General features: G+C 72.4%; 20 protein-coding genes. 12 read left to right on the top strand and 8 right to left on the bottom strand.

Annotated features, from left to right (window positions below; genetic code table 11):
• Positions 1 to 61 precede the first annotated feature (61 nt).
• Positions 62 to 919 carry an AraC family transcriptional regulator gene (locus FYW95_RS00650; protein ID WP_201294584.1) on the bottom strand — a complete coding sequence of 286 codons (858 nt, stop codon included), beginning with the start codon at positions 917 to 919 and terminating at the stop codon, positions 62 to 64.
• Positions 920 to 1,005: 86 nt separating this feature from the next.
• Between FYW95_RS00650 and FYW95_RS00645 the strand changes: the two genes are divergently transcribed.
• The 3 genes from FYW95_RS00645 to FYW95_RS00635 all read left to right on the top strand — a co-directional run bounded on the left by FYW95_RS00645 (position 1,006) and on the right by FYW95_RS00635 (position 2,872).
• Complete coding sequence (locus FYW95_RS00645) at positions 1,006 to 1,443, top strand: GNAT family N-acetyltransferase (protein ID WP_159941139.1); 438 nt, start codon at positions 1,006 to 1,008, stop codon at positions 1,441 to 1,443.
• Between the two features lie 145 nt (positions 1,444 to 1,588).
• A complete protein-coding gene (locus FYW95_RS00640; RefSeq protein ID WP_159941137.1) occupies positions 1,589 to 2,260 on the top strand; it encodes a PaaI family thioesterase in 672 nt (223 codons plus the stop codon).
• A gap of 300 nt (positions 2,261 to 2,560) precedes the next feature.
• Positions 2,561 to 2,872, top strand: coding sequence for a chorismate mutase (locus tag FYW95_RS00635; RefSeq protein ID WP_159941135.1), 312 nt, complete (start codon positions 2,561 to 2,563; stop codon positions 2,870 to 2,872).
• Positions 2,873 to 2,887: 15 nt separating this feature from the next.
• Here the strand turns inward: FYW95_RS00635 and FYW95_RS00630 are convergent, their stop codons facing one another.
• On the bottom strand, positions 2,888 to 4,156 hold the full coding sequence (locus FYW95_RS00630; RefSeq protein ID WP_159941133.1) for an endonuclease/exonuclease/phosphatase family protein: 1,269 nt from the start codon (positions 4,154 to 4,156) through the stop codon (positions 2,888 to 2,890).
• Between the two features lie 136 nt (positions 4,157 to 4,292).
• Positions 4,293 to 5,654, bottom strand: coding sequence for a glutamine synthetase family protein (locus FYW95_RS00625; protein ID WP_201294582.1), 1,362 nt, complete (start codon positions 5,652 to 5,654; stop codon positions 4,293 to 4,295).
• 405 nt (positions 5,655 to 6,059) lie between these two features.
• On the opposite strand from FYW95_RS00625, the gene FYW95_RS00620 reads away from it, so the two are divergent.
• On the top strand, positions 6,060 to 6,338 hold the full coding sequence (locus FYW95_RS00620; protein ID WP_370462968.1) for a hypothetical protein: 279 nt from the start codon (positions 6,060 to 6,062) through the stop codon (positions 6,336 to 6,338).
• Here FYW95_RS00620 and FYW95_RS00615 read toward each other — a convergent pair.
• Positions 6,335 to 9,334 (bottom strand): helix-turn-helix transcriptional regulator, encoded by a 3,000-nt coding sequence (locus FYW95_RS00615; RefSeq protein ID WP_159941131.1) that lies wholly within the window; start codon positions 9,332 to 9,334, stop codon positions 6,335 to 6,337. The two genes, FYW95_RS00620 and FYW95_RS00615, sit on opposite strands and share 4 nt — an antisense overlap.
• A 107-nt stretch (positions 9,335 to 9,441) precedes the next feature.
• Positions 9,442 to 9,615: a hypothetical protein gene (locus FYW95_RS27515; protein WP_201294580.1), complete on the bottom strand. Its 174-nt coding sequence runs from the start codon at positions 9,613 to 9,615 to the stop codon at positions 9,442 to 9,444.
• A 272-nt stretch (positions 9,616 to 9,887) separates the two neighbouring features.
• Here FYW95_RS27515 and FYW95_RS00610 point away from each other — a divergent pair, with 272 nt between their 5' ends.
• The 3 genes from FYW95_RS00610 (at position 9,888) to FYW95_RS00600 (ending at position 13,159) form a co-directional block, all read left to right on the top strand.
• Complete coding sequence (locus FYW95_RS00610; RefSeq protein WP_159941129.1) at positions 9,888 to 10,511, top strand: hypothetical protein; 624 nt, start codon at positions 9,888 to 9,890, stop codon at positions 10,509 to 10,511.
• Between the two features lie 121 nt (positions 10,512 to 10,632).
• Positions 10,633 to 10,971, top strand: coding sequence for a hypothetical protein (locus FYW95_RS00605; protein ID WP_159941127.1), 339 nt, complete (start codon positions 10,633 to 10,635; stop codon positions 10,969 to 10,971).
• Positions 10,972 to 11,347: 376 nt separating this feature from the next.
• On the top strand, positions 11,348 to 13,159 hold the full coding sequence (locus tag FYW95_RS00600; protein WP_160049872.1) for a carbohydrate-binding module family 20 domain-containing protein: 1,812 nt from the start codon (positions 11,348 to 11,350) through the stop codon (positions 13,157 to 13,159).
• A gap of 237 nt (positions 13,160 to 13,396) precedes the next feature.
• Here FYW95_RS00600 and FYW95_RS00595 read toward each other — a convergent pair whose 3' ends face one another.
• Both FYW95_RS00595 and glnA read right to left on the bottom strand, forming a co-directional pair.
• Complete coding sequence (locus tag FYW95_RS00595; RefSeq protein WP_159941123.1) at positions 13,397 to 16,447, bottom strand: bifunctional [glutamine synthetase] adenylyltransferase/[glutamine synthetase]-adenylyl-L-tyrosine phosphorylase; 3,051 nt, start codon at positions 16,445 to 16,447, stop codon at positions 13,397 to 13,399.
• A 171-nt stretch (positions 16,448 to 16,618) separates the two neighbouring features.
• On the bottom strand, positions 16,619 to 18,043 hold the full coding sequence (glnA, locus tag FYW95_RS00590; RefSeq protein WP_159941121.1) for a type I glutamate--ammonia ligase: 1,425 nt from the start codon (positions 18,041 to 18,043) through the stop codon (positions 16,619 to 16,621).
• A gap of 326 nt (positions 18,044 to 18,369) precedes the next feature.
• Here glnA and FYW95_RS00585 point away from each other — a divergent pair, with 326 nt between their 5' ends.
• The 5 genes from FYW95_RS00585 to FYW95_RS00565 all read left to right on the top strand — a co-directional run bounded on the left by FYW95_RS00585 (position 18,370) and on the right by FYW95_RS00565 (position 23,124).
• Positions 18,370 to 18,849 carry an RDD family protein gene (locus tag FYW95_RS00585; protein ID WP_159941119.1) on the top strand — a complete coding sequence of 160 codons (480 nt, stop codon included), beginning with the start codon at positions 18,370 to 18,372 and terminating at the stop codon, positions 18,847 to 18,849.
• 181 nt (positions 18,850 to 19,030) lie between these two features.
• Positions 19,031 to 20,464, top strand: a complete 1,434-nt coding sequence (locus tag FYW95_RS00580; protein WP_159941117.1) for an LCP family protein — start codon at positions 19,031 to 19,033, stop codon at positions 20,462 to 20,464.
• A gap of 183 nt (positions 20,465 to 20,647) precedes the next feature.
• Positions 20,648 to 22,018, top strand: a complete 1,371-nt coding sequence (locus FYW95_RS00575; RefSeq protein ID WP_159941332.1) for an LCP family protein — start codon at positions 20,648 to 20,650, stop codon at positions 22,016 to 22,018.
• Positions 22,019 to 22,246: 228 nt separating this feature from the next.
• Entirely contained in the window at positions 22,247 to 22,900 is a 654-nt protein-coding gene (locus FYW95_RS00570) for a DUF2975 domain-containing protein (RefSeq protein ID WP_159941115.1), read from the top strand.
• Positions 22,900 to 23,124 carry a helix-turn-helix domain-containing protein gene (locus tag FYW95_RS00565; RefSeq protein WP_159941113.1) on the top strand — a complete coding sequence of 75 codons (225 nt, stop codon included), beginning with the start codon at positions 22,900 to 22,902 and terminating at the stop codon, positions 23,122 to 23,124. Before FYW95_RS00570 ends, FYW95_RS00565 begins: the two co-directional genes overlap by 1 nt.
• Positions 23,125 to 23,198: 74 nt before the next feature.
• On the opposite strand, the gene FYW95_RS00560 is transcribed toward FYW95_RS00565, so the two are convergent.
• Complete coding sequence (locus tag FYW95_RS00560) at positions 23,199 to 23,918, bottom strand: DUF4191 domain-containing protein (RefSeq protein ID WP_159941111.1); 720 nt, start codon at positions 23,916 to 23,918, stop codon at positions 23,199 to 23,201.
• Between the last annotated feature and the right edge of the window lie 147 nt (positions 23,919 to 24,065).

Raw genomic sequence — 24,065 nt, 5'->3', positions numbered from 1 at the left:
TCCCCACGCTAGGAGGGGCGGACCGGGGGAGTCTTGAACGTTCTTGCCGGTCCGGCCGCCCTCAGGAGGCGAGCAGGGCGCGCTGGTAGGACCCGGGCGGAACGCCCAGGTGCCGCCGGAAGTGGCGGGTCAGGTGCGACTGGTCGGCGAAGCCGACCTCCGCCGCGACCTCGCCCGAACGGCGGCCCGCGGCCAGCAGTTCCCGTGCCCGCTGGACCCGGACCTGGTTGAGGTAGGCGTGCGGGGGCAGGCCGTGCGCGGCGCGGAAGGCCCGCGACAGGGCGAAGGGCCCCATGCCGACCCGCGCGGCGAGTTCCTCCAGGGTCGGCGGGGCGACCAGGTGTTCGGTGAGGATCCGCCGCGCCCGCTCCACCTCCGGGCGCGCGGTGCGCCGGACCGGGTCGGGGACGGGCTCGCGGCCGTGGGAGCGCAACAGCATCGCGAGTCCCCGCCGGGTGAGGGAGGACGCGGTCAGCCGGTCGCCCCGTTCGGCGGCCAGGTGGGCGTCGGCCAGGGCCCGAGCGGCCCCGGGCGCGTCGATGCCGGACTCGCTGAAGGCGGGGGTGCCCCGCAGGCCCAGCTCCCGTGCGATGCCGGTGACCACCTCGGAGGAGGGGTAGAACACGCGGTAGCTCCACCCCTCGGGAACCCCCGCGTGGCCGGTGTGCACCTCGTCCGGCGCCACCACCGCCAGCCCGCCCGGTCCGACCCTGGCCAGGCCGCGCCCGTGGGAGTACTCCTCGACGCCGCCGGTGATCACCCCGAAGACGTAGGTGGGATGGGTGTGGCGGGCGAACGAGGTGGTGACGAAGCGCGCGGTGAGGAGTTCCGTCCCGGGCAGCCCGGAGGAGCGCCAGTAGCGGGCGTGCTCCGTGCGCGGGTCCTCCACCCGCGGGTGGACGTCACTGGGCAGCTCCATGCCTCCAGGTTAGGCAGCCGCGCCGGTGGGCGTCCCCGCGCGGACCGCGGGTGGGAGCGGTCCGGCCGCCCGGCTACCCTTCGGGCATGACTACGACCGAGATCCGCCGGGCACGGGACGAGCGCGACCGTGCCGCGGTGTTCGTCATCCGGGGCGCGGTGTTCGTCGCCGAGCAGCAGGTGCCCGTGGAGGAGGAGTGGGACGAGCGCGACGCCGCCGCCGACCACCTGTTGGCCCTGGACGGTGGCGTCCCCGTGGGCACGGTGCGCCTGGTGGACCTGGGGGAGGGCGTGGGCCTGCTCGGGCGCCTGGCGGTCCTGCCCAAGGGGCGCGGCAACGGCACCGGGGCCGCGTTGGTGCGCGCGGTGGAGGAGCGGGCCCGGGAGCGGGGAATGCGCACGGTGGAGCTGCACGCCCAGACGCACGCCCTGGGCTTCTACACGCGGCTCGGCTACACCGCCCACGGCGAGGAGTTCCTGGACGCCGGTATCCCGCACATGAACATGGTGCGTGAGCTGGACTGACGCCGGAGCGGGTGCTCCCCGTCTCGGCGGCGTGTGACGGGGAACGCCCGCCCCGGGCCGTTCTGTCGGAATACTCCCGAGTAGGATTCGGTTTGACGGTGGTGCCCCCAACCACCCGCGCACACGCCGATCCGACGAGGAACACATGACGGTCAACACGCAGCCGGTCACCGAGCGCCCCGACCCCCGCGCCTTCGGACTGCCGGTGGTCGAGCAGGCCCAGATCCCCGCCGAGCTCCGCGCCCTCGTGGCCCGAGTCCACGACCTCGTCGACGCCGTCGCCAACACCGAGGCCGACACCGACACCCTCGCCGAGGCCGCCGACACCGTCGAGGCCCTCACCGGCAGGCTGAACGTCGCCCGCCGCCAGATCGGCACCATGGTCAACCGCGAGTTCGCCAGCGGCGACACCGAGTACGGCACCATCACCAACATCGTCTCCGGCGACACCAACCCCGCCGCCCCGCCGCTTCTGCTGGAGCGCGCCCCTGAGGGCGTGCGCGGTGAGGTCACCCTCACCACCGTCTACCAGGGCCCGCCCGGACTGGTGCACGGCGGCTGGATCGCGGCCCTGCTCGACCAGGCCGTCGGTACCGTCTCCGCGCTCGAGACCATGCCCGGGCTCACCGCCAGGCTCGAGGTGGACTACCGCAGGCCCACGCCGCTGTTCACCCCGCTGGAGGTCACCGCGCGGGTGGACCGGGTCGAGGGGCGCAAGGTCTTCGTCTCCGGTCGGATCCGCGCCCACGGCGAGATCACCGCCGAGGCCACCGCCCTCATGGTCCAGGTCAGGATGCCGGGGAACCAGGAGAGCTGACCTCCGGCGCCCGTGCCCCGCGGCGGTGGCACCGGCGTTCCGGGATTCGGTAGTATTCCCGCATGACCCACCGCTATCGCGTGTTTAGCCAGCCGACGATCCCGTCGGCCGCTCACGCGTAGGCGGAACCAGGGATCGTCGGCAGGAGAGCACCCGGGCACCGGCCCCGGTGCTCTTTCGCTTTTCCGGGCGGCCGACGCCCCGCGACACGCTCCCGGCGGACGCGGATCCCACGGGACGTACGGCCGCACCCGTCCGTCCCGGGCCGATCCGCGGCCCGCCGTTCCGAGGGAGCCCACCGTGTCCCAGAACCAGCCCGCCCGCGAGAACGCCCCGAGCGAGCAGATCCGCCAGCTGCGCGGACGCATCGACCAGATGGACGCCGAGCTCGCAGGACTCCTCGAACGCCGCGCCCTGGTGGCCGCGCAGGTGCAGCGGCTCAAGCCGGTCGGCTACTTCGCGGGGCGCGACGCCCGGCGCGAGCGCGAGCTGGTCGAGCGCATGGCCGAGCACGCCCCGCGCCTGGGCCCGGAGCGGCTGGCCGCCATCATGGACAGCGTCATCACCGCGGGCCTGGCCGCGGCCCAGGAGGAGGCCGCCGACGCCCGCTGAGCGAGGCCGACCGGCTCAGCGCAGCACCAGGTCCACCCACACCAGCCGGTGGTCGGAGCTGGCGAAGGGGTGGTCGCCGGTGAGCCGGAACAGCGGGTCGTCCACCGTCGGCCAGAACACCCCCGAGGCCCCCGTGGCGACGTCGCGCGAGGGCAGCACGTAGTCCACGCGCAGGTTGCCCGGGCCCGGCTCGTCCGCGAAGTCGGCGCTGTCCAGTTCGGGGGCGCCCGTGTGCCGGTCGTTGGCCCCGCCCTGGCGCAGGGCCGCGCCCCGGCCCCCCTGGCTGGCCGGGCGCACGTCCCTCACCAGCGGGTGCCCCAGGAGCTGGTGCACGGCCCCCGGCAGGGAGGAACCGTCGTGGGGGTCGGCGTTCAGGTCGCCCGCGATGACGAACGGCTCCCCGGCGGGCAGCCCGCCGCGTCGCCCCCGGTCGTCGTAGACGTAGGAGGCCGCCCCGGGGGTGACGTAGTCGGCCCAGAACCGGATCTCGTCGTGGTTGCGCAGCGCGTTGCGCCGCTCGGGCCCGTCGAAGGCGGGCGGCGTGGGGTGGCTGGCCAGCAGGTGGACCGGGCGGCCCCGCCCCGTGTCGACGGGCAGGTCCCAGTGGCTCTTGGAGGACAGCCGCAGTACGGCGAGCGCCTCGGGGGAGTGGAAGGGCGCGCCCGTGCCGGGGTCGGTCGGCAGGAGCGCGCCGGGCATGTCGGCCCAGCGGAAGGTCCGGAAGGTGCGCGCCCGCTCGGTGAGGATCGGGTACGCCGAGTACACGACCATGCCGTACTGGCCGGGGAAGAGCCCGTAGCCGAAGGCGTCCGCGCCGTACCCCGGCGCGCCGGGGTCGGTCACCGCCTCGCCGTCGCCGTCGAGGTCCGCTCCCGAGGCCACGCCCGTGTTGACGGGTGCGGTGTAGACGTGGGGGTACCGGATCGGTTCGGCTCCCCGCTGGCCCACGGACAGGTAGTGGTCCTGGAACAGGCGCGGACCCGCCCCCTCCGCGTCGTGGTCGAACTCGTTGACGAGCAGGACGTCGGGGCGCACCCGCTGGATGATCTCGGCGACGTTGCGCGCCTGCTCGCTGCCGCGGGTGGCCAGCTCCGCGGCGAGTACCCCCGGCCCGGAGCGCTCCAGCGCGGTGTTGAACGTGGCGAACCGCACCTCGCGCGGACCCGGCGGCCGGGGGACCGCCGCGGAGAGCTCGGCGGCCAGGGACGCCGCCACCCGTGAGGACGAGGCGAGCACGAGGGTGGAGGTGGGGGCCACCGGACGGGCGGGCGCGCACGGACTCATGCGGGCATTCTCCCAGCCCGGGAACGGGACCGGGGGAAGGCGGGCCGGGCCGTGCGCTCCGTGCCCGCCGGGCGTCCCCCGTCACCCGCGCCGGTCGGGCGCCCGGACCGGGGCCCGGACCGGGCGGGGCGCCCCCCTACAGCGTCGGCAGGTACCGCTGCAGCTCGTAGGGGGTGACCTGGCGGCGGTAGGAGTACCACTCCGCCTTCTTGTTGCGCAGGAAGAAGTCGAACACGTGCTCGCCGAGGGTCTCGGCGACCAGTTCGCTGTTCTCCATGATCCGCAGCGCCTCGTCCAGGCTCTGCGGCAGCGGGCGGATGCCCAGCGCGCGGCGCTCGACGTCGGTCAGCGCCCAGACGTCGTCCTCCGCGCCCGGCGGCAGCTCGTAGCCCTCCTCGATCCCCTTGAGCCCGGCGGCCAGGATGACCGCGTAGGCCAGGTAGGGGTTGCAGGCGGTGTCCAGCGAGCGGATCTCGATCCGGCTGGAGTTGGACTTGCCGGGCTTGTACATCGGCACGCGCACCAGGGCCGAGCGGTTGTTGTGGCCCCAGCAGATGTAGGCGGGCGCCTCGCCGCCCATTCCGGCGGAGGCGGCCGGGTCGTCCCACAGGCGCTTGTAGGAGTTGACCCACTGGTTGGTCACGGCCGTGATCTCGTCGGCGTGCCGCAGCAGGCCCGCGATGAACCCGCGCCCCACCTTGGACAGCTGGAAGTCCGCGCCCGGCTCGTAGAAGGCGTTGCGGTCGCCCTCGAACAGCGACAGGTGGGTGTGCATGCCCGAACCCGGGTACTGGGTGAAGGGCTTGGGCATGAAGGTCGCGTACACGTCCTGCTCCATCGCCACCTCCTTCATCACGAGCCGGAAGGTCATGATGTTGTCGGCGGTGGTCAGCGCGTCGGCGTAGCGCAGGTCGATCTCCTGCTGCCCCGGGCCGCCCTCGTGGTGGCTGAACTCCACGGAGATGCCCATGGCCTCCAGCATGTTGATGGCGTTGCGCCGGAAGTCGTGCGCGCTGTTGTGCGGCGTGTGGTCGAAGTAGCCGCCCGAGTCGTTGGGCTCGGGGAGTTCGCCCAGCTCGGGCATCTTCTTGAGCAGGTAGAACTCGATCTCGGGGTGCGTGTAGAACGTGAACCCCAGGTCGGAGGCCTTGCCGAGCTGGCGTTTGAGCACGTGCCGCGGGTCCGCCGAGGACGGCGAGCCGTCCGGCATGAGGATGTCGCAGTACATGCGGGCGGTGCCGTGCGGCTCGTTGCGCCAGGGCAGCACCTGGAAGGTGGAGGGGTCGGGCTGGGCCAGCATGTCGGCCTCGTAGACCCGGGCGAACCCCTCGATGGACGAGCCGTCGAAACCGATGCCCTCGGAGAAGGCGGCCTCCAGTTCGGCGGGGGCGACCGCCACGGACTTGAGGTACCCGAGCACGTCGGTGAACCACAGCCTCACGAACCGGATGTCGCGCTCCTCCAAGGTACGGAGCACGAATTCCTGCTGTCGATTCACGATCAACCTTCCTCGATGCCGGTCGGTCCGCGGCCCCTCCCGCCGCACACGGGGTCGAGCCGGGCACAGTGTCCCAGAGCCAGTCTGCCGTGCGGATATTTCCGGGGTATTTCCGCACACGCCAACCAGCCTGCCCGGTCCGTCACCCCGCACACGCATTATGACCGCTGACCGGTGGTTTCGTACCACCGCCCCGCGTCTGTCCGCCGCAGGCGTAGGGGCGCACCCGCACGGCGCGGCGGGCGGGAACCACGCTCGCGTGCGTGGGGCGGCTGGGAGCCGCCCTGGCCCAGGTCAACCCCGCGGCGGGGGCCTGGAGGCAAACCTGTCCCTCGTCGCCGACTCCGCGCGCCGGACCGCCGAGGAGGGCGCGCGCCAGCCAGGCACCACCTGCCCGACTACGGGGTGTTCGACGAGTCCCGCACCTTCGTTCCCGGCGACACCCTCGCGGTGGTCCGGGTGCGCGGCGTCGACGCCGTCCTGGACGCCTGCGTCGGCACGGACAAGGGCGGGGGCGAGCCGGTCCCCGCCGGGTACGACCCCGACCTCGCGCGCCGCGTCGTCCGCATGGCGGACCGCGCCGAGTACAAGCGCCGCCAGTCCGCGCCGGGCACCAAGATCAGCCCCGCAACCTCAGCCGCGACCGGCGCCCGCCCGTCACCAGCCGGTGGACCGTCTGGCTAGACCAGGCCCAGCTCCCGGAGCCGGGCCCCGGCGGCGGCCCGGTTGGGGACCCGCAGTTTGGCCAGGATGTTGGACACGTGCACGCTGGCGGTCTTGGGGGTGATGAAGAGCTGTTCGGCGATCTGGGCGTTGGTGCGGCCCAGGGCCAGCAGCCGGGCGACCTCGGTCTCACGGGGGGTGAGCCCCGCCGGAGCCGCGGGCGGGGCCACGTCCTCGACCAGGCCCGCGCCCATCCTTCGGGCCAGGCCGGCGCAGGCGTTGGCCAGGGGCTGCGCTCCGCACTCCACGGCGATCGCGTGCGCCCGGCGCAGCCAGGGCAGGGCGCGGTCGCGCTCTCCGGCCGCCACCGCGGCCTCGGCCGCCCGCAGGAGGTCCGCCGCCAGGTTCAGCCGCATGGGCGTGGCCTCCCAGGCCGCCACGGACTCCGCCCACAGCTCCAGCCGCTCCGCCGGTTCCCGGGGGTCCACCGCGGCCAGACGGGCCCGTACGGACGCCCGGTGGGCGCGCTGCGCGGCCCCGTGGGCCGAGGCCGCCGACACCAGTTCGCCGACCAGGGCGCTCACACGCCGGGCCCGCTCCGCCGTCTCCGGCGGGCGGGCCGGGTCGGCGCCCAGCCGCGCGGCCTCGGCCATGGCGTTGGCCATCGGCCACTGGTAGCCGGGCGCGGAGTCCAGGACCAGCCGCTCCAGGGTCAGTTCCGACAGGGTGAGCGCCTCGTCCACGGCCCCCGCGACCAGGTCGGTCTCCAGCTGCCCCAGGACCGCCAACTGCACGGTGTTCATCCGCTGCGAGGCCGTGGCCCTCGCGCGCCTGATCTCGTCCAGGGCCCGACGTGCCGCCGCCAGGTCCCCCTGGGCGGCGGCGGTGCGGGACAGCACACCGCCGGCGTAGCAGCGCCTGGGGTCGGTCTGCCGGGCGCTGGCCACCTGCTCGGCGATCTCGCGGGCCCGGGCCAGCTCGCCCAGTTCGAAGTGGATCTCGGCTCTGTTCTGCTGGTTGAAGGTCTTGTGCACCGCCGCCCACCCCATCGCCTCGTGGCGGGTCAGGGACTCCTCCAGCACCGCCAGGCCCTCCTCGTGGTGGCCCAGCTCGCGCAGGAAGTGGCTGAGGTTGCCCGCGCCCCGCGCCTCCAGGGAGGGGTCACCGGCCGCGGCGGCGTAGCGGATGGCCTCCTCGACCAGCGGGCGCCCCGTGGCCAGGTCGCCCGCCTGCATGTGGAGGGCGCCCAGGGTGATGCGGGCGTCGGCGGCCGCGCAGGTGTCGCCCGCCCGGTCGGGGTCGGCCAGCGCGATGGCCTCCTCGGCCAGGGCGCGCACCGTCCTTCCGGCCCTCTCCAGCTCCCGCAGCCGCGCCTGGTCCGGGCTGGGCACCCGGTCGGCGCGGTGGAGCAGGCTCTCCTTGGCCAGGACGGCCAGCAGCATGCAGTACCCCGGCATGTGCGGCGGGTGCAGTTCCAGAGCCTCGGCCAGGTCGAGGACGCCGTTGCCCTGGGACTCCGCGGCGCGGGCCAGCCCCCTGCGACGCAGGAGTCCGGCCCGCACCGCCAGTGTCCGCTCGTCGCGGTCGTCCTCCGAGAGCGTGGCCAGGGCCTCCTCGGCCAGTTCGAGGGCGCGCCTGCCGCGTCCCGCCTCCACGGCGGCGCCCGACGCGAGGCTGGCCACCTCGGCCCAGGTGCGGCCCTGGACCCGTTCCCGGGCGTCCGGGACCCGGTCCCACAGGGCCAGCACCCGTTCCAGCATGTCGAGTTCCTCGCCGTAGGCGAGGGTGTCTCCCGCACGGACCGCCGCCCACCAGGCGGCCTGCAGCGCCCGGGGCAGCTCCCGGGCGGCGTTGTAGTGGTGGGCCTGTTCGGCGGCCCGGCGGTCGACGGGGACGGAGGCGGGGTACTCGTCGATGAGCTCGGCGAAGCGCATGTGCAGGCGGGCGTGGGGGCCGGGCAGCAGTTCCCCGTGCACGGCGTCGCGCAGCAGCGCGTGCCGGAAGCGGTATCCGGTGCGCTCGGCGCGCAGCACGTTGGCGTCGACCAGGGTGTGCAGGGCCGCCTCCAGCCGGTGCTCGGGCAGCCCGGCGGCGTGGTAGAGCATCTCGTGCTCGACCCCGCCCGAGACGGCGCCGACCGAGGCCACCCGCAGGACGAACAGGGTGGTCTCGTCGAAGCGGTGCAGCGGCTCCAGGAGCAGGTCGCGGAACTGGTCGGGCACGGCGCCGCCCTCGTCGGAGGAGCCGTCGGCCGCGGCCGCCAGCGACTCCACGAACAGGGGGACGCCCTCGGTGCGCCGGTAGAGCTCGTCCATCTCGTGGTGGGTCAGCACCGTCCCCCGGATCGCGGCGGCCTGGGCCGCCGCCTCGTCCCGGCTGAGCGGTTCCAGGCGCAGGGACTCCACCCCCGGCACGCGCTGCAACTCGGGGAGCAGGCGGCGCAGCGGGTGGGAGCGGTGCAGGTCGTCGCTGCGGTAGGTGGCCACGATCTGCACGCCGGGCAGGTCGAGGTTGCGCACGAGGAAGACGAGCAGGTCGCGGGTGGCGCCGTCGGACCAGTGCAGGTCCTCCAGGACCACGGTGACGGCGCCGCCCTCGGCGGCCTGGTGGAACAGGCGCAGGACCTGCTCGAAGAGGACGGCGCGGTTCTCCGGGCGTTGCCCGGAGACCTCCCCCAGCTCCGGCAGCAGTCGGGCGAGCTCACCGAACCCGCCGGGTGCGGCGGCCTCGAACACCGCCGGTCCGCGCTCGCGCAGCAGTTGGCGCAGGACCGCGGTGAAGGGCGCGTAGGACAGGCCGTCGACGCCGAGCTGGAGGCAGCCGCCGACGAACACCGACCCCGGGGGCAGGGCGGCGGTGAACTCGCCGACCAGGCGGCTCTTGCCGACACCGGCGTCCCCGCCGATGAGGACCGTTCCCGAGGCCTCGCTGGCCGAACGCGCGGCGTGTTCCCGAAGGAACCGGAGTTCGGGTTCGCGACCCACGAAAACGGTACTGCTCTCCATAAGAACCGGCATAGAGACCATTATGTCGACAAACCAGGGCGCTTTCCCGGGGTTTTCCCATCCTGGCCGGCTCAGCCCGTGCCGAGTCCGTGGACGCGCGCAGCCGGGCTCCGCACCGTTCAGGCGGCGCGGCCGTAGGAACGCCCCGAGCGCCGCCGTTCGCGCTTCTCCTTCCGGCGCCGCGCGCGCTCCTCGGCGCGGGCCTGCTTGGCGGCGCGCAGGTTCTGCGCCTCACGGATGCGCTGCTCGGTCATCTTCTCGGCGTTGGCGCTGAGCAGTTCGCTGTGGAACACGGTGACTTCTCCCGTCCTGAGCGCGGACCCGTGTCCGCACCGTGGCCTCCACCCTCGCCCTAAGACCCCGGGCCCCGCATGGGGAGAAGTCCCAGTCCTGACGCGGAGAGGGGCGGACGGTGTCTGAGCGTCCCGGGGTCCGGCTAAGCCCCGCCTCCGCCGCGGAACGCCGGTGACGGTGCTCTCATCCGGGGGCGTGTCACCACATGCGGTTGTGTGATCACTCATAGTTTGCTAGGGCTGTCGGTTCGTGAACACGCGGGAGGCTCGGCATGGCTCAGAAGTACCGGGGGAACAGGGCGTACGGGCGGACGGCCGCGGTCGGTCTGGCGGCGGCCGGGGCGCTCGCGGCGCCCGCGTACGCCGCCGACGAGTTCCGGGGGGTGGAGCAGGTCCCGTCCCCGCCCGCGGACCAGGGCGCTCGGGTGGGCCTGGTCCTGGAGGCGGACGCGAAGCCGCCGCGTCCCGGACAGGAGGTCACCCTGCGCACCACCGTCGCCAACGACGACGCCGAGCCGGTGGAGGGGGCGCTGCTCGCCCAGCACGTGCCGACCGCGGTGGAGATCGTGGAGGTCGGCGGTGACGGGGTGGTCAACGAGGGCATCGTGAACTGGAACGTGGACGTGCCCGCGGGGGAGGAGGCGGTGTACACCCTGCGCGTGCGGGCGCCGGAGGGGGGCGAACGGTTGACCAGTACGGCCTGCCTGCTGCTGGACCGGAACTCCGACCCCACCGCGTGCGCGAGCGACACGGTGGACGTCACCGAGGCGACCGTGGCGTGGCGGGTGTCGGAGTTCACCGACCGCGACGGCCTGCTGCGTGCCGCGGGGGCGGCCGCGCTGGCCGGTCTGGCCTGGGTGCTGTGGCGGCGCAGGAGGGCCGCGGGGCGAGGGTGAGGGGTGTGCGCGCACCGGTCGGCGGCGGTGCGCGGACGGCCGAGGCGAAAGGTCCGGATTTGCTACGTCAGTGTGTCATATGAGCGGAAGCGAAAACTACAAGCCGTAGTAGTGTTCCGGTATGGACATCATCTACTCCGCGCTCGTCTTCCTGCACATGATCGGCCTGGCGGGCATCCTCGCGGGTTTCCTGATGCAGGTCATGACCGGCAATGCCAAGTCTCCCAAGGTGCTGCTGCACAGCTCCCTGCTGCAGCTGGTCACCGGTCTGCTCCTCGTCGGGCTCGCCGAGACGGCGGACCTGGGCGACCTCAACCACGTCAAGGTCGGCGTCAAGCTCCTGGTGACCGTGGCCGTCGTCGTGGTGGGCGTGCTCAACCTGCGCAGGCCCGCCAGGAACCTGGCCGTCACCGCGGGCGTGCTCGCCGTCCTCAACATCGGTGTGGCCGTCTTCTGGTAGTCCCGTCCCTCACGCCATCCGCCGGTGGCGGCACGGAACCCGTGGTCCGTGCCGCCACCGGTTTTTCGTGTCTTTCAGTGATTCTGCAAAATTTTTCATCCTTCACGCCCTCAGGGCCTCGGCGCGTCTTCGCAGCTCACGGTGGCGCTCCGAAGAATGCGCTCCGTATGAGAGGGCTACTTAACCGTCAAGTTGTGCAGGTCGCGGCGTTGTCGATCGCTCTGGGTGAGTACCGAAACCCGGCTGACACCGGCTGTTCACAAGGGAGGGAGCGTCTGTTACGTTCGTCACCCTCACGCAAACTCTTGCAATCACTGCAAGAGTACGGCGGTCGGGGCAGCGCAGCCCCGCCACGCACCTCCCCCAAGGAGCGCACATGAAGCCATCCGGACTCGGCGCCGTCGCCGGGGCCCTGCTGATGGGAGCCGGCCTGCTGACGGCTCCCGCCGCGGCGGCCCCCGCCCCCGCCGCGGACGCCCAGACCAGCGCCACCGGCAACGGCGAGACCATCGTCCACCTCTTCCAGTGGACCTGGGACGCCGTCGCCGACGAGTGCGAGGAGTTCCTCGGACCGAACGGTTTCGGCGGGGTACAGGTCTCCCCGCCCCAGGAACACGTCGTCATCCCCTTCGCCGAGGGCGGCAACTACCCCTGGTGGCAGGACTACCAGCCCGTCTCCTACAGCATCGAGAACACCCGGCGCGGCACCGCTGACGAGTTCGCGGACATGGTCGCCACCTGCCGCGACAGCGGCGTGCGGATCTACGTCGACGCCGTCGTCAACCACATGACCGGCAACGGCTCCGGCACCGGCAGCAACGGCACCGAGTGGGCCAAGTACGAGTACCCCGACCTGTTCGGCGACGGCAGCGCCGCCTACACCCGGAACGACTTCGGGCCCTGCTTCGAGCAGATCACCGACTGGAACGACAAGTACCAGGTGCAGAACTGCCAGCTCCTGGAGCTGGCCGACCTCGACACCGCCAGCCCCCACGTCCGCGCCCAGCTCGTGCGCTACCTCAACGGCCTGGTCGCCCTCGGCGTGGCGGGCTTCCGGGTGGACGCCTCCAAGCACGTGGCCGAGGAGGACATCGGCGCGATCTTCGGCCAGCTCGACGACGTCCCGGGCTTCGGCGGAAAGCCGCACGTCTACCACGAGGTCTACGGCGACGGCACCGTCCCCTACACCGCCTACACCCCCTACGGTCAGGTCACCAACTTCGACTACAAGCGCGACGTGTCCTCCCGCTTCGCGGGCGGCGACATCGCGGACCTGACCTCCACGGGCGACTACGGCGGCCTCACCTCCGACCAGGCGGTCGTGTTCATCGACAACCACGACACCCAGCGCTACGAGCCGACCCTCACCCACATGGACGGGGACCGCTACTACCTGGCCACCGCCTTCATGCTGGCCCACCCCTACGGCACTCCGGTGGTCATGTCCAGCTACGACTTCAAGGGCAACGAGACCGAGGGCCCGCCCAGCGTCGGCGAGGTGCCCGGCGACCCCGCCGGATGGGTCACCGAGGACGCCGACTGCTCCAGGTCCGACTGGATCTGCGAGCACCGCGACCCCACGGTCGCCGGAATGGCCGCCTTCCGCAACGCGGTGGGGGACGCCCCGCTCGCCGAACGCGCCCGGGACGGTTCCTCGCGGGTGGCCTTCGACCGGGGCGACCGGGGCTTCGCGGCCTTCAACGCCTCCGGCGGCACCTGGAACCTGAACGCCGCGACGAACCTGCCCGACGGCAGCTACGAGAACGCGGCCGGAGGCGGCTCCCTCACCGTCGCCGACGGCCGGATCAGCGCCCAGGTTCCGGCCAACGGGGCCGTCGCCCTGCACGTGGGCGGGACCTGCGACGACCCCGACGCCTGCGGCGGGGGTGCCGACCCGGGCGACCCGGGTGATCCGAGCCAGGTCAGCCTCTCGGCCACCGTGGAGACCTGGTACGGGCAGGAGGTGTACGTGGTCGGCTCCACACCCGGGCTGGGCTCGTGGAACCCGCACGGCGGGGTGAAGCTGTCCACCGACGCCTCCACCTACCCCGTGTGGTCGGGCACCGCCCCCATCGGCTCCGACACCGAGTGGAAGCTGGTCAAGATCGACGGCGCCGGAAACGTGGAGTGGGAGGCGGGCGGCAACCGCGTCGGCCCCGCCACCACCGTCACCTGGCGCAACGGCTGACCGCCCGTGGCGCCCCGCGGCCCCGCCGCCGGGCGCCACCTCCCGGGCCCGTCCCCGGGCCGCACCACTCCCACCCCGTGCGGCCCCGCGCCCCCGCTTCTCCGGCGCGGGGGCGCTGACGGGGTTCGGGATCTCGGACGTGCCGCCAGCGAGGGACGAGCCAGGCACGGGAGAGCCCACTGCGCCTGCTTCGACCCGAAACCCGCCTCCAAGGCGCCCGGGCCTGCGCCGGAAGACTCAGTCGTCGTAGAAGACCCGCTCCATCACCGCGCGTGCCCGCCGGGTGGTGCGCAGGTAGGAGTCGGTCAGCTGCTCGGCCGGTCCCTCCCAGACGCCCTCCTCGTCCTCGCCGCTGCGGTAGCCCATCGCCTCGGCCAGCGCCGCCCGCACGCGCAGATCCGTGGGCAGGGAGTCCCCGCCGCGTCCGCGCACCAGCATCACCATGCCGCGCACCCGCGAGGCCAGCTTCCACGCCTGTCCCAGGACCTCGCCGTCCTCCGCGTCCAGCAGGCCGTGCGCCACGGCCGCCTCCAGCGCCTCCAGGGTCCCCGTGGTCCGCAGCTCCGGGTACTCGTGGGCGTGACGTAGTTGGAGCAGCTGGGCCACCCACTCCACGTCCGACAGCCCGCCCCGGCCCAGCTTGGTGTGCAGGGTGGGATCGGCGCCGCGCGGCAGGCGCTCGGCCTCCATCCGCGCCTTGAGCTTGCGGATCTCCAGGACCGCCGAGGAGTCGACGCCCCCGACCGGATAGCGGATCGGGTCGATCAGCTCCGTGAACGCCGTGCGCAGTCCGGGGTCGCCCGCGATCGGCTTGGCCCGCAGCAGCGCCTGACTCTCCCACACCTGGGACCAGCGCCCGTAGTAGGCGGCGTAGGACTCCAGCGTGCGCACCACCGGCCCGCTGCGCCCCTCCGGGCGCAGGTCGGTGTCCACCTTCAGCGGCGGCTCCGCCGCGGGCATCTCCAGCAGGCGGGCCAGCTCCCGCACGATCGCCAGAGCCTGCCTGGTGGCCGCGCCGGTGTCCACCCCCGGAAGGGGATCGTGCACGTACATCACGTCCGCGTCGCTGGCGTAGGTCAGCTCACCGCCGCCGAACCGGCCCATCGCCACCACGCAGACCCGGGTGAGCGGCTCGTCCCCGGAAGCCGCCACCACCGTGTTCTGCGCCAGCCTCAGCGCGGCCTCGATGGTCACCGCCGCGATGTCGGTCAGCGCCGAGCCCACCTCCTGGATCGAGGAGACCTCCAGCAGGTCGGCGGCGGCCGTGCGCAGCAGCTCGCGGCGGCGCAGCGCGCGGACCGCCGACACCGACTCCTCGGCCGTGTCGTAGCGCCGCTGCGCAGCCTCGGCCTCGCCCGCCAGCACACCGGGGGAGCGGCGGGCCAGGTCGGCGTCGTCGGCCAGCATCGCCACCGCCTCCGGTGCGCGCAGCAGCAGCTCGGTCACGTAGCGGCTGGTGCCCAGCAGCCAGGCCATGCGCTCGGCGACCCTCACGTCGTCGCGCAGCAGGCGCAGGTACCACGGGGTGGTGCCCAGGACCTCGCTCACCTGGCGGAACCCCAGCAGCCCGGCGTCGGGGTCGGGCGCGTCGGAGAACCAGCCGAGCATCACCGGCAGCAGCGTCCGCTGTATCGACGCCCGCCGCGAGACCCCCGAGGTCAGCGCCTCCAGGTGGCGCAGCGCCCCGCCCGGGTCGGCGAACCCCAGTGCCTCCAGCCGGTCCCGGGCCTGGTCCGGCGAGAGCCGGGCCTCCTCTCCCGGGAGCTTGGCCACCGCGTTGAGCAGCGGCCGGTAGAACAGCTTCTCGTGCAGGCGCCGCACCTCCGAGGAGACCCGGCGCCGTGCGTCGGTCAGCTCCTTGACCGGGTTGGAGGTGAGCCCGAGCGCGCGCCCCAGGCGACGCAGGTGCTCGACGCCCTCCTCGGCGGCCTGGTCGGGCATCAGGTGGGTGCGCCGCAGCCGTTCCAGTTGCAGCAGGTGCTCCAGGCGGCGCAGGAACCGGTAGGCGTCCGCCAGTCCGGCCGCGTCGGCGCGGCCCACGTACCCGTGTTCGGACAGCGCCGTCAGCGCCCGCAGGGTGTTGCCCGACCGCAGGCGCTCGTCGGTGCGCCCGTGCACCAGTTGCAGGAGCTGCACGGAGAACTCGATGTCGCGCAGGCCGCCCGGCCCCAGCTTGAGCTCGCGCTCGGCCTCGCCCGCCGGGATGTGCGCCACCACCCGGCGGCGCATCGCCTGCACGTCCTCCACGAAGTCCGGCCGGCCCGCCGCCTCCCACACCATGGGGGAGATCACGTCCATGTAGGCCCGGCCCAGTTCGGCGTCACCGGCGATCGGGCGTGCCTTGAGCAGGGCTTGGAACTCCCACGTCTTGGCCCAGCGCTCGTAGTAGGCGCGGTGCCCGGCCAGCGGACGCACCAAGGGGCCGTTCTTGCCCTCGGGGCGCAGCGCCGGGTCCACCTCCCACAGGGTGCCCTCGGCGTCGGTCTCCGAGGGCAGGCGCATCATCGCGGTGGCCAGACGGGTCGCCGCGCGCATCGCCGTCTGGTCCTCCACCGGCTCCTCCGCGCCGGGTACCCGGGCGGGCTCGGCCACGAACACCACGTCCACGTCGCTGACGTAGTTCAGTTCGCGTCCGCCGCACTTGCCCATGCCGATGACCGCCAGACGGCACAGCGCCGCGTCCTCGGGGTGCTCGGCGCGGGCCACCGCCAGCGAGGCGTCCAGCACCGACGCCGCCAGGTCGGCCAGTTCGGCGGCGACCTCGTCCACCGTGCACAGTCCGGTGAGGTCGCGTCCGGCCAGGCGCAGCACCCGCCTGCGGTAGGCCACGCGCAGGGTCCGACGCAGGGAGGTGACCGAGCCGTCCCCGGCCGCGGCGGGGTCGGCCGTGGGCGCGGGGCTGTGCGGGTCGGCGCCCACGGTGTGCAGCAGGCCGTGGCGCACCTCCTCCGGTTCGGGGGAGCGGGCCGCGTCGGCGCCGCGCAGCTCACGCCAGTCGCCCGGGTGGCGGGCCAGGTGGTCGGCCAGGGCGTTGCTGGTGCCCAGCACGCGGCACAGCCGGTCGCGCAGGTCGCGGTCCTCGCGCACCGCCTCCAGGACCTCGGCGGGGTCCGGTTCGGCCTCCAGGACGCGGATGAGCCCGAGCAGGGCCAGGTCGGGGTCGGGGGCCACCGCCAGGGCGTCGATGACCTCGGTGTCGGCCCGGGCGTCCAGACCTGCCTCCGACAACAGCCGCAGGGCCCGTTCGCTGTCGCTGAAACCGCGCCTGGCGAGCGCACCTGCCGTCATGACCACTCTTCCGTCCCTTGCCACGCGTCAACGGTAACCGTGCGGTCCGCCCTCGGGCACACGGGGTGAGGCCGCGGGTCCGCAACCGGGTCGGGGCCGGTATCCGAACGGATACCGGCCCCGAGGGGGAGGGCGCGCGGGGCGCCGCTCCGGGGAGCTGCTGTCTACGGACTAGATGTCGTAGTAGAGCTCGAACTCACGCGGGTGCGGGCGCAGGCGCAGGGAGTCGATCTCCTCGGTGCGCTTGAAGTCCACGTAGGTCTCGAGGAGGTCCTTGGTGAACACGCCGCCCTCGAGCAGGAACTCGTGGTCGGCCTCCAGGGCCTCCAGGGCCTCGTCCAGGGACGCCGGGACGGTCTTGATGGCCTGGGCCTCCGCCGGGGGCAGCTCGTAGAGGTCCTTGTCGACCGGCTCCGGCGGCTCGATCTTGTTCTTGATGCCGTCGATGCCGGCCATCAGCATGGCGGAGAAGGCCAGGTACGGGTTGGCCGACGGGTCCGGCACGCGGAACTCGATGCGCTTGGCCTTGGGGTTGGACCCGGTCAGCGGCAGGCGGATGCAGGCCGAGCGGTTGCGCTGGCTGTAGACCAGGTTGATCGGGGCCTCGTAGCCGGGCACCAGGCGGTGGTAGGAGTTCACCGTCGGGTTGGTGAAGGCCAGCAGCGCCGAGGCGTGCTTGAGCAGGCCGCCGATGTAGTAGCGGGCCGTGTCGGAGAGCTGGCCGTAGCCGGACTCGTCGAAGAACAGCGGCTCGCCGTCCTTCCACAGGCTCTGGTGGCAGTGCATGCCGGAGCCGTTGTCGCCGAACAGCGGCTTGGGCATGAAGGTGGCCGTCTTGCCCGCGGCGTTGGCGACGTTCTTGACGATGTACTTGTACAGCTGCACGCGGTCGGCCTGCTGGAGCAGGGTGCCGAACTTGATACCGATCTCGGCCTGCCCGGCGGTGCCGACCTCGTGGTGCTGGAGCTCGACCTCGATGCCGGACGCGATCAGCTGCTGCACCATGTCCGAGCGCAGGTCGCTGTAGTGGTCGACCGGCTCGACCGGGAAGTAGCCGCCCTTGTAGCGCGGACGGTAGCCGCGGTTGCCGCCCTCAAGGGTGGAGCCGGTGTTCCAGGCGCCCTCGATCGAGTCGATCTCGTAGTAGCCGGTGTTGGACCGGGTCTCGAACTTGACGTCGTCGAAGATGTAGAACTCGGCCTCGGGGCCGAAGAAGGCGGTGTCGGCGACGCCGGAGCCGCGCAGGTAGGCCTCGGCCTTGCGGGCGACGTTGCGCGGGTCGCGGCTGTAGGACTCCAGGGTGAGCGGGTCGTGGACGAAGAACGTCATGTTCAGCGTCTTGTGCTTGCGGAACGGGTCCAGCACACCGGTGCTCAGGTCCGGCAGCAGCAGCATGTCGGACTCGTGGATGGCCTGGAAGCCGCGGATCGAGGAGCCGTCGAACATCTGGCCATCGGTGAACGTCGACTCGTCGACGTTCTCGGTCGGGAGGGTAACGTGGTTCACGCCTCCGAACAGGTCCGTGAATCGGACGTCGAGGAACTTGACGTCCTCGTCCCGGATATAGGCGAGCACCTCGTCGACGCTGCTGAACAAAACGAACCTCCGTGCAGGTGGCTGAGACGGTGGACCGGGGTCCGCCCCATCGCGGACACGTCGGATCGCGCGCCGTCTCCCGGCTTCGTTCTCGAAGCTAAGAGTGCGTGGTTTCCGCGCCATGTCTCGATTGTTTCCTGCATGTTACGGAGCCCGCCGTTTTCGCAGACCACGCGGCCTGACCCGGTGATTCCACCCCGGAGGGGCCCAAAACGGGACGCTTCGCGGGGGCGGATGTGCTCCGCGACACCCGGGCCGACCGACGTGTCACACCCCCTCAGCGGCCCCGGACACGGGTGGGGGAGGAACGCGGATACCGTGGAGGTATGACTGACGAGAGCCGGGGCGGCGCCATCTCCGCCCCCGGGGACGACTTCCGCTACCGGGGCAACCGGTTGGGCCTGCCCCCGAGCGGCCCGGGCTCGGTTCCCGGTGTCGCGCGCCGCCTGACCGGTCTGGCCCTGGACTGGGCGCTGGCGCTCGCGCTGGCCTGGGGCGCCTACGGCGCGGGCCTGCTCGGCTCCGGCCCCACCTCACAGGAGGCGGTCGTGCAGCTGGTGAACAACACGGTCCTGGTGCTCTTCGCGGGAATGAACATCCTCCTGCTCACCCTCTTCGGCACCACCGTGGGCCGGCGGATCGCGGGCGTGGGCATCCGCGCCACCGGCGAGCGATCCTGGCCGTGGTTCCTGTCCGTGACCGTGCGCACCCTGCTGCTGTGCCTGGTCATCCCGGCCGTCATCTACGACCGCGACACCCGGGGGCTGCACGACCGGGCCGCCGGAACGGTGGCCGCACGCTACTGAGGGGCCACATTCCGTTCCGAGTGTGGAACGTGCCGCCGCACGTGTGTGCGCACCCGTTTCGAGACTGCTGTTAACATCCGTTCATCGCTGCGGCCGGGGCATGACCGAAAACCCGCGCGGCGTTCCCCCTCACCCTCCCCCACGTACCAGGTCCGTCCCGTCGCACCGTCCGAAGGTTCGCATGGCTGGAAAACGCTCCGCCCCCCGCCCCTCGGGCGCACTCAACGCCGTGCGGATGTCCGCAGGCCAGTGGGTCGCCTGCGGCGCCACCGCGTTGGCGATCCTCGTCAGCCTCGGCAGTTACGGCTGGTACCAGGGCATCGTCGGCAACATCACCACCGCGCAGGTGGACACGGACACCTGGGACCGGCCCACCAGTGTCGAGGGCGTGATGAACCTGCTCATCATCGGCTCCGACGTCCGCTCGGGGGAGAACGCCAACTACGGCGAGGCCGAGGGAGAGCGTCCCGACACCATGCTCATCGCCAGCATCAACGTCGACAGCGGCGCGGCCACCCTGGTGAACCTGCCCCGCGACCTGATCGTGGACCTGCCCGGCTGCGAGGCGGTGGAGGGCTACGAGGGGATGGGCCCGCACAGCGGGATGATCAACTCGGCGATGACCTTCGGCGGCGTGGGCTGCCAGTGGAAGGCCGTCGAGCAGGTCACCGGCGTGCACCTGGACCACTTCGTCATGATGGACTTCACCGGGTTCAAGGACATGGTGAACGCCATCGGCGGCGTGGAGATGTGCATCCCCGCCCCGATCGAGGACCCCAAGGCCCACCTGGAGCTGGACGCGGGCCTGCAGAAGCTCAACGGCGAGGAGTCCCTGGGCTACGTGCGCTCCCGCTACGGCCAGGGCGACGGCAGCGACCTGTCCCGGATCGACCGCCAGCAGCAGTTCATGGGCGCGATGCTGCGCCAGGTGCTCAGCAGCGAGGTCATGACCAGCCCGGTCACCATCACGAACTTCCTGGGCGCGGTCACCGACTCGGTCACCACCGACGAGGAGCTGACCGTGGACACCATGACCGACATCGCCATCTCCATGCGCGAGGTCGACCTGGGCCGCATCCAGTTCGTCACCGTGCCCAACGGCCAGCACCCCGCCGACCCGAACCGGCTGGCCATGAGCGAGCCCGCGGCCTCGGAACTGTTCGCGGCGATCAACTCCGGAGCCGACCTCGCTGGCGGTGAGGAGGAGGACAAGGGCGACAAGGGTGACAAGGGCGCGTCCCAGGAGGCCCCCGACCCCTCCGAGATCTCCGTGCAGATCATGAACAACGCGGGCATCGACGGCCTGGCGGGCGAGGTCGAGGCCGTCCTGCTCGACCAGGGGTACGTGGTCACCGGCAAGGGCAACCCCGTGGAGCGCTTCCCCGAGAACACCACGGTCTACTACGCTCCGGGCCAGGAGGCGGCGGCCGAGCTGCTGGCCGGCTCGCTGGAGAACGCGGTCACCGAGGAGGCCGCGGCCCTTCCCCAGACCCTGGAGCTGGTCATCGGCCAGGACTGGGGCGGCTTCGCGGGCGAGGGCTCCTCCGAGCCCTCGGTCTCCATCACCGAGGACCTGGGCGGCAGCACCGCCGAGCAGACGGAGAGCGCCTGCTGACCCCGGGACGGCGTTCGATGGCGATCTGACACGTTACGTACCTTCCGGTAGCATCCGGCCGTTACGTCCGTGCCGCTGTGCGTGTGGCGCACCCTGACCTTGCGACCGGACCCGACCCTGTCCCATACCGATCGCAGGTGCCTCTTGGCTACCAGAAACGTGTCCTCGGCCCGCGCCGGGAGGATGACCCCCGGCCAGTGGGCGGCGTGTGGGGTGACCGGCCTGCTCATCGCGGCGAGCCTGGCCGTCTACGCGGGCTACCGCGACGCCCTGAGCATCGACACCGAGGAGGTCAACACCGACGCCTGGGGTGACCGGCCCGTTCAAGTGGAAGGTATCCACAACATCCTGCTGCTGGGCGTGGACACCGAGTCCGAGGGCAACCGCCCCGACGTGCTGGTCATCGTGAACGTCGACGTGGACAGGGGCGCGGTGACCATGGTGAACCTGCCCCGCGACCTGATCGTGGACATCCCCCGGTGCGACCCGGTGGGGGACTCCTCCGGGTGGCGGGGCGGGTTCGACCAGATCAACCACTCCATGATGTACGGCGGCCTGGACTGCCTGGGCAACACCGTGGAGAGCACCACCGACATCCACCTGGACCACATGGTGATGGTGGACTTCGCGGGGTTCGAGAACATCGTCGACACCGTCGGCGGCGTCGAGCTGTGCATCCCCGAGCCGCTCGACGACCCCAAGGCCCACCTCCAGCTGGAGGCGGGCGTGCAGACCCTCGACGGGGAGCAGGCGCTCGGCCTGGCCCGGTCGCGCGACAGCACCGAGTACGGCAACGACATGGGCCGCATCCAGAGCCAGCAGCGGCTGATCGGCGCCCTGCTGCGCGAGGTCACCAGCGGCAAGGTGCTGGCCAGCCCCGCCACGCTCTACGACTTCCTGGGCTCGGTCACCGACAGCATGGTGACCGACGACGGGCTCAGCGTGGACAAGATGGCCGAGCTGGCCATCGCCATGCGCCAGGTCGACCTCAGCCGGATGAACATGGTGATGGCCCCGGTCACGGAGTCGCGGTTCAACGCGCAGAAGCTGGACCTCCAGCAGCCCGAGGCGGGTGAGCTGTTCGCCGCCGTGGCCGCCGGCGAGGTGCTGCCCGGGGACGGGGAGGCGGAGGAGGGTGAGGGCGGCGGCGCGTCCGCCGGGGAGGAGCCCGTGGAGCCCGCGGACGTGTCCGTGCGGGTGCTCAACGGCACCGGCCGGAACGGCCTCGCCGCCGCGGTCGGGCAGATCCTGGTCAACGACCACGGGTTCGTCGTCACCGGGACCGGGAATCCCGGCGAGCGCCGGCCCGCCGACACCACGGTCTACCACGGTCCGGGGCAGCGCCCGCACGCGGAGGAGCTCGCCTCGGTGCTCGCCGCCGCTCAGCTGGAGGAGGTCCCCGGTCTCGGCGGGGAGCTGGAGCTGGTGATGGGACAGGACTGGGAGGGCGTTCCCGGCGGTGACGGCCGAAGCGGCGAGAGCGGCGGGGAGCAGGACCCCCTGGCCGCCCTGGGCGCCACCTCCGCCGCCGAGGACACCGTCCCCTGCGATTGACCGCGCGTCGCTCCGGTGGCTCCCCGGAAGGGGGGAGACGCCGGGTCGGCGTCCGGCGGCGGCCGTGCCGGAGTGAGCCGTCATCCGTTCCAGGGCGTCCGCGGCCGTGTGAGGACTGAGTCGCGTACCTGGGGAAACCACACACGACGGGGCCCGACTCGGCGGGACCTGACATGACAGGCCGTGGCTTATCGTTATTATCGAAAATCGATAAGCAAAGGGTGTGTCATGTCCAGGTGGTACCACGTCCGCTGGAGTCGGAGCGACGACGTCATTCTGCGGCTCCTGCTCGGACTCGGCATCGTGTTCGTCGGTCTCGGTATGCTCGTCGCCCTGGCCTGGACCGCCTCGCTGCTGCCGGCGAGCGGCGGGACGGTGCCCGACAGCATCACCGTGCGGGTACCGGAGGGGGCCTCCGGGCCCCGGCCCGACGCGGCCACCGCGGACGAGGACTACGAGGCGGCGCCGACCGGGACCATGCGCCTGGTCTTCCACGACCCCACCCTCCTGGAGCGGTGCCTGCTCGCGGCCCCCGGCCTGCTCGGCGGCGCGGCCGCCCTCGTGGTGCTGGCGGCGCTTTGGCCCCTCGCCCGGAGCCTGCGGGCGGGGGACCCCTTCGTCCCCGCCAACGTGCGCCGGGTCTACACCGTCGCGCTCACGGTCCTGGCGGGCTCGGTGCTCGTTCCCCTGGTCAGGATGCTCTGCGAGGGGAACCTGTGGTCCAGGGCCCTCGGTGGGGACGGTTTCCTCTTCACGCTGGGTGTTCCGGGGGGAAACACCCTCTCGCTCACCCACGTCTTCGCCGGCCTGGTCCTGGTCGCGCTCGCGGAGGTCTTCCGCGGGGGCGCCCGACTGCGTGAGGACACCAGGGGGCTGGTCTGATGCCGCCGGAGGAGGACGACGGGATCCGGGTGCACCTGGACCGGCTCCTGGCCGAACGCGGGATGACCCTGACCCAGCTCGCGGAGCGGGTCGGCGTGACGGTGGTCAACCTGTCGGTGCTCAAGAACGACCGGGCACGGGCGATCCGCTTCTCCACCCTGGCCGCCCTGTGCCGGGAACTGCGCTGCCAGCCCGGTGACCTGCTCGGCTACGAACCCGAGTGAGCCGCGTACACCACGGGGCCGTCGCACCGTACGGTGCGACGGCCCCCGCTGTCGCGTGAGGAGGGCGGGCGGTCTCAGCCGCCCATCTGGCCGCGCATACCCCGGGGCAGCTTGGCGCCCTTGGGCATGGGGCCCTTGGGCATCTGCATCTTGGCGGGCAGCGCGCGCAGGCGGTAGTTCAGCTCGGCGGTCCCGGCCTTGTCCAGGTTGCGGGGCAGCTTGACCAGCGTGCGCTGGAGCTTGGAGATCGGCACCTGGTCCTCGCCGTTGCCGACCTTGATGTCGTAGATGGGGGTGTCCAGGGCCACCCGCGCCACGCGCTTCTTCTCACCGGCGATCAGCGGCTTGAGGCGGTTCGGGTCGCCCTCGCCGACCAGGATGACGCCGGGGCGGCCCACCACGCGGTGCACCACGTCCATCTGCTTGTTGGCCGCCACACCGGGCTCGACCACCCAGTTGCCGCGCATGTTGTCCAGGATCGCCATCCCCGCGCCCAGGCGTCCGTCCAGGATCTTGTACTGCACGCGCTGCGCCGAGCGGGTGAAGATGATGAAGCCCACCAGGAAGGCGATCGGCAGGCCGGTCAGCGGCCACAGGATCCACGACCCGGTCAGGATGCCGATCACGACGAAGACCGTGAGGATGACCACCGCGACGGCGACCGCGAGCGGGATGCTGCGCGGGCTCTGCTGGTGGACGACCTTGGCGACCATGCCGATCTGCTTGAGACGGCCCGGCTGCTTCTCGGCCCCGTCCGTGCCCTTGGCGGTGTTCTGTGAGCCCTTTTTCGCCATCGTGCTCTCAGGCAGCGCGCGCCGATGCCGGGTCGGCGGGGACCCGCTGGGCCCCTGGACTGCCTTGCCTCCTCTTCGCGGTCGACCTGGGTGTGGTCGGCGACACCAGCGGTGCGCCGCGCTCACCAGGATATGTGGACGTGCCCC

Origin of the sequence: Nocardiopsis sp. FR4 (assembly GCF_009830945.1) — a bacterium.
Taxonomy (GTDB): Bacteria; Actinomycetota; Actinomycetes; order Streptosporangiales; family Streptosporangiaceae; genus Nocardiopsis.
Note: the sequence above shows the minus strand (reverse complement) of the source record. Positions and strands in the feature narration are given on the sequence as shown.

What these genes read in the sequence shown, in the direction of transcription:
- FYW95_RS00650 (WP_201294584.1), bottom strand. Translation starts at nt 919, where the DNA reads ATGGAGCTGCCCAGTGACGTCCACCCGCGGGTGGAGGACCCGCGCACG.
- FYW95_RS00645 (WP_159941139.1), top strand. Translation starts at nt 1,006, where the DNA reads ATGACTACGACCGAGATCCGCCGGGCACGGGACGAGCGCGACCGTGCC.
- FYW95_RS00640 (WP_159941137.1), top strand. Translation starts at nt 1,589, where the DNA reads ATGACGGTCAACACGCAGCCGGTCACCGAGCGCCCCGACCCCCGCGCC.
- FYW95_RS00630 (WP_159941133.1), bottom strand. Translation starts at nt 4,156, where the DNA reads ATGAGTCCGTGCGCGCCCGCCCGTCCGGTGGCCCCCACCTCCACCCTC.
- FYW95_RS00615 (WP_159941131.1), bottom strand. Translation starts at nt 9,334, where the DNA reads ATGCCGGTTCTTATGGAGAGCAGTACCGTTTTCGTGGGTCGCGAACCC.
- FYW95_RS00610 (WP_159941129.1), top strand. Translation starts at nt 9,888, where the DNA reads ATGGCTCAGAAGTACCGGGGGAACAGGGCGTACGGGCGGACGGCCGCG.
- FYW95_RS00605 (WP_159941127.1), top strand. Translation starts at nt 10,633, where the DNA reads ATGGACATCATCTACTCCGCGCTCGTCTTCCTGCACATGATCGGCCTG.
- FYW95_RS00600 (WP_160049872.1), top strand. Translation starts at nt 11,348, where the DNA reads ATGAAGCCATCCGGACTCGGCGCCGTCGCCGGGGCCCTGCTGATGGGA.
- FYW95_RS00595 (WP_159941123.1), bottom strand. Translation starts at nt 16,447, where the DNA reads ATGACGGCAGGTGCGCTCGCCAGGCGCGGTTTCAGCGACAGCGAACGG.
- FYW95_RS00585 (WP_159941119.1), top strand. Translation starts at nt 18,370, where the DNA reads ATGACTGACGAGAGCCGGGGCGGCGCCATCTCCGCCCCCGGGGACGAC.
- FYW95_RS00580 (WP_159941117.1), top strand. Translation starts at nt 19,031, where the DNA reads ATGGCTGGAAAACGCTCCGCCCCCCGCCCCTCGGGCGCACTCAACGCC.
- FYW95_RS00575 (WP_159941332.1), top strand. Translation starts at nt 20,648, where the DNA reads ATGACCCCCGGCCAGTGGGCGGCGTGTGGGGTGACCGGCCTGCTCATC.
- FYW95_RS00570 (WP_159941115.1), top strand. Translation starts at nt 22,247, where the DNA reads ATGTCCAGGTGGTACCACGTCCGCTGGAGTCGGAGCGACGACGTCATT.
- FYW95_RS00565 (WP_159941113.1), top strand. Translation starts at nt 22,900, where the DNA reads ATGCCGCCGGAGGAGGACGACGGGATCCGGGTGCACCTGGACCGGCTC.
- FYW95_RS00560 (WP_159941111.1), bottom strand. Translation starts at nt 23,918, where the DNA reads ATGGCGAAAAAGGGCTCACAGAACACCGCCAAGGGCACGGACGGGGCC.